Annotated in this window: 3 protein-coding genes; 1 reads left to right on the forward strand and 2 read right to left on the reverse strand. The window is 30.4% G+C overall.

What is annotated here, in order from left to right:
* Positions 1-281 precede the first annotated feature (281 nt).
* Together rbsK and HMPREF2937_RS03680 are read right to left on the reverse strand one after the other, a co-directional pair.
* A complete protein-coding gene (gene rbsK, locus HMPREF2937_RS03675) occupies positions 282-1,205 on the reverse strand; it encodes a ribokinase (protein WP_050963114.1) in 924 nt (307 codons plus the stop codon).
* Between the two features lie 21 nt (positions 1,206-1,226).
* Positions 1,227-2,204 (reverse strand): LacI family DNA-binding transcriptional regulator, encoded by a 978-nt coding sequence (locus tag HMPREF2937_RS03680; RefSeq protein WP_002497490.1) that lies wholly within the window; start codon positions 2,202-2,204, stop codon positions 1,227-1,229.
* A gap of 137 nt (positions 2,205-2,341) precedes the next feature.
* Here HMPREF2937_RS03680 and HMPREF2937_RS03685 point away from each other — a divergent pair.
* Positions 2,342-3,658 (forward strand): PTS transporter subunit IIC (locus HMPREF2937_RS03685; protein ID WP_070864056.1); only part of this gene is annotated, 1,317 nt, incomplete at its 3' end.

Here is a 3,658-nt window from a genome sequence, read left to right on the forward strand (position 1 = left end):
TTTCAAGTTATAACGGTAGTTTGTCTACGGTCTGAAAGCAATGTACTTTAATATAGGACATTGCTTTTCTCATTTACTAGGTAAAATCATTCTCATATATCAAGTAAAGTAACAGTTGCTATAAAATCAACAACACTGTTTGTATGATTAGGGTGTACTTATAAAATACAGCACTTCGTTTAATTTATATTTATGTATCTCAACATGTATTTAAATAATTTATTTTTTTATGATACATTAAGTTTAGATTTAAAATATATCTAAATAATCGAGATTATAAATTAGTGATTATGCTGTTCTATAAAATAATTAATTTCTTCTTCAGTAGGTATTGCTTTTTGTGTTTCTTTTTCACTAACCTTTATTGCTGAAGCAGCTGTTGCAAACTTAACAGAGTCTACTAATGAATTACTTTTATTTAAATGAGAAGTTAAAGCTGCTGCAAAAACGTCTCCAGCTCCAACGGTGTTAATTGCTTTGACTTTATAAGCAGGGACAAAGTTAGTATTACCATTATCATAAATTAGTGACCCTTGTTCACCTAATTTAACAATAACTGTCTTAACGCCTTTTTCGCTAATAATTTGAGCTGCGGTTAAAGCTGATTGCTCATCTTCAATTTTAATGCCTGATATTTTCTCTGCCTCTTGTTGGTTAGGAGTAATTATATCAGCATAACTTAAATAGTATTCGTCATAACCATCTGCAGGAGCAGGATCTAAAACGACAGTAATGCCTTTCTTTTTCGCTAATTTTAAAGCATGTAGTATAGACTCTTTACTAGTTTCAAGTTGCAATAAAAAGTATTTTGACGTTGTTGAACTAAAAACTTTTGTTATGTTATTTAGTCCCATTTTACTGTTTGCTCCTAGTGTTCCTAGCATAGTATTCTGCCCATTTTCATCAAGAACAACGATAAAAGTTCCTGTATTTGTACCTTCTATAATTTGAATGTTAGATATATCAATGTTATTATTTTTCAAATTATTCAACATGTTTTTACCATGATCATCGTTTCCGATTGCCCCTATGAATTTCACCTTACTCCCAATCCTAGATAGAGCAATAGCCTGGTTTGCTCCTTTTCCCCCTGGTTGGTTACTAATTGAATTCACCCATACAGTATCTCCATAGTTAGGGAATTCATTTGTAGTAATAAATACATCTTGGTTAATACTTCCCATTATTATAATTTCTTCAGTCATTATTTCTCCCCCTATTTTTATTTATGCTTTTGTAGAATCTCTAATAACAATTTCAGGAGTATATTCAAATTGTATTGTTTTATTTTCTTTAATTGAATTCATTATTATTTCTCCAATTTTGCTATCTAATTGATTAATTGTAGTCAAGCTAGGAGTAGAATATTGAGATAAATCACAATTATCATATCCAATAATTTGAATTTGATTAGGTATCTCAATACCTAGTTTGTGACAAGCACTAATTGCCCCTATTGCCATAGCGTCATTAGCACATACAATCCCATGAACATCATTTTTTTGGTTTAAAGTGTTATAAGCCAAATCAAATCCTGATTTATAAGTGAAATTCCCTTCTAACAATTGGACTTGGTGACTTAACAAATATTCTTGCATAGCACTTTGATATCCCTTAAAACGACTAGCAGAAGATTTTTCTGTTATTTCACCCGACATAAATAATATATTTTCACATTCACAGTTTTTGATTAAATGTTCTGTAGCAATGTAGCTTCCTCTAAAATGATCAACTGAAATTGTATTAGGTTGGTTATCTACATTCGTTCTATCAATCGTGATAACATTTATATCATGTTTTTCTAAATACTTTATATCTTTTTCTGTTATTGCTAAAGAATTGATAATAACTGTTTGTATATAATTATCTATAATGCTTTTCAGAAAATACGCTATATTATCTTCATTATCATTACTGTTACATAGATATAATTTGTAACCATGTTTGTTAGCTGCTGTTTCAATAATATTTACTAAATCTGAAAAATATGGGTTGTTTAAGTTAGGGATGATTAAAGCGATTAAATTTGAAGTTTTATTCGATAAAGACCTCGCAATGTTATTTGGTTCATAATTCAACAAATTTATAGCATCTCTCACTCTTTTTTCAGTTTCAATATTTGCGCCCGGTTTATTGTTTATAATTCTAGAAACAGTAGCCGTGGAAACATTAGCCATTTTTGCAACATCTTTAATTGTAGCCATAAATACACCTCTTGTAACCGATTACATTAATTATAATGCTCTCTAATTTTTTTGTCAAATAGCATTGAAAATAAAGCATTTCTGTTTTATTATAAACCTATACCTCTTTTGTAACCGATTACAAGGAGGGTAAAATATTGTCACAAATAAATATCTTATTTCAATGGTTTATCAGTTTAGGCGGTCCCGCTATAATGTTTGTTATTATAACTTTACTTTCATTAGGATTTGGAGTTAAATTTTCTAAATCTTTAGAAAGTGGCATACGGATGGCTATTGCACTAACCGGTATGACGGCTGCAATATCTCTTTTGACTGAAGCATTAGGACCCGCCTTACAAGATTTCGTTAAATCAACAGGCGTTGATTTACATATAACAGATTTAGGTTGGGCGCCGATGGCTGTTATCACATGGGGTTCTATTTATACTTTATATTTTGCTTTCATCTGTACAATAGTTAATTTATTATTGCTATTTACAAACAAAACTAAAACTTTAAATGTTGATTTATTCAATATTTGGAATATATCTATTATTGGATTATTAGTTGAGTACTATGCTCATAACATGATAATTACATCGCTATTTGTCATTATGATTTACACTTTAATGTTAAAGAATTCAGACGTTCTTAAACCTTCGATTAATAAGGTTTTAAACTATGACGAGAATAATGTTACAACTACAGCACATCCCAGTCTTTTAATTGCACCTTTTGTTTTTGTCATAGATATATTTATCACTAAGTTTTTACCTTTTATTGATAAATTTGATTTTAATGCTGAAACTTTAAATAAGAAAATTGGATTTTGGGGAAGTAAATTCGCTATAGGCGTTTACTTGGGAGCATTCATTGGTGTTTTAGGACAACAATCTTTAAAAGATGTTCTCACTCTAGGTTTCACCACAGGGGTTGTTCTAGAGCTATTCGCTTATATTGGCGGATGGTTTGGGCCAGCTATTGAGCCACTATCAAACAGAATCAGTTCTATTATGAGTTCAAAATTAAGAGGACGTAAGTTGTTCATCGGTATTGATTGGCCGATCCTTGCTTCAAGTGCTGAACTGTGGGCAGTTGTGAACATATTAGCACCTATATTATTATTTATTGCCATGTTTTTACCTGGAAATAACGTTTTACCGTTAGGTGGTATTTTATTAACAGTTTTAGTACCAGCTTTATTATTAATAACTAAAGGTAAAGTCATTAGGATGACCATTATTGGAACTATTCTATTACCATTATTTTTGTGGGCAGCTACAATGATTTCTAGTTTTCTTACTAATACTTCTAAAAAAATTGGAGAATTCCCTTCTGGATTATCAGATGGTCAAATGTTTTCTTCTGTAGACTCTGATCCAATAGAAAAAATGTTAGGAATGCTAGTTGGAAATGCGTGGAATACATTTGATATTCAACTAGTTATTCCAGCTGTTATAGCTGTAATTGTA

Origin of the sequence: Staphylococcus sp. HMSC061G12, assembly GCF_001838465.1 — a bacterium.
In the GTDB taxonomy this organism is placed as follows: Bacteria; Bacillota; Bacilli; order Staphylococcales; family Staphylococcaceae; genus Staphylococcus; species Staphylococcus simulans.

Excerpts from the sequence above, each read along its gene's own strand:
- rbsK (WP_050963114.1), bottom strand. The coding sequence starts at position 1,205 with ATGACTGAAGAAATTATAATAATGGGAAGTATTAACCAAGATGTATTT.
- HMPREF2937_RS03680 (WP_002497490.1), bottom strand. The coding sequence starts at position 2,204 with ATGGCTACAATTAAAGATGTTGCAAAAATGGCTAATGTTTCCACGGCT.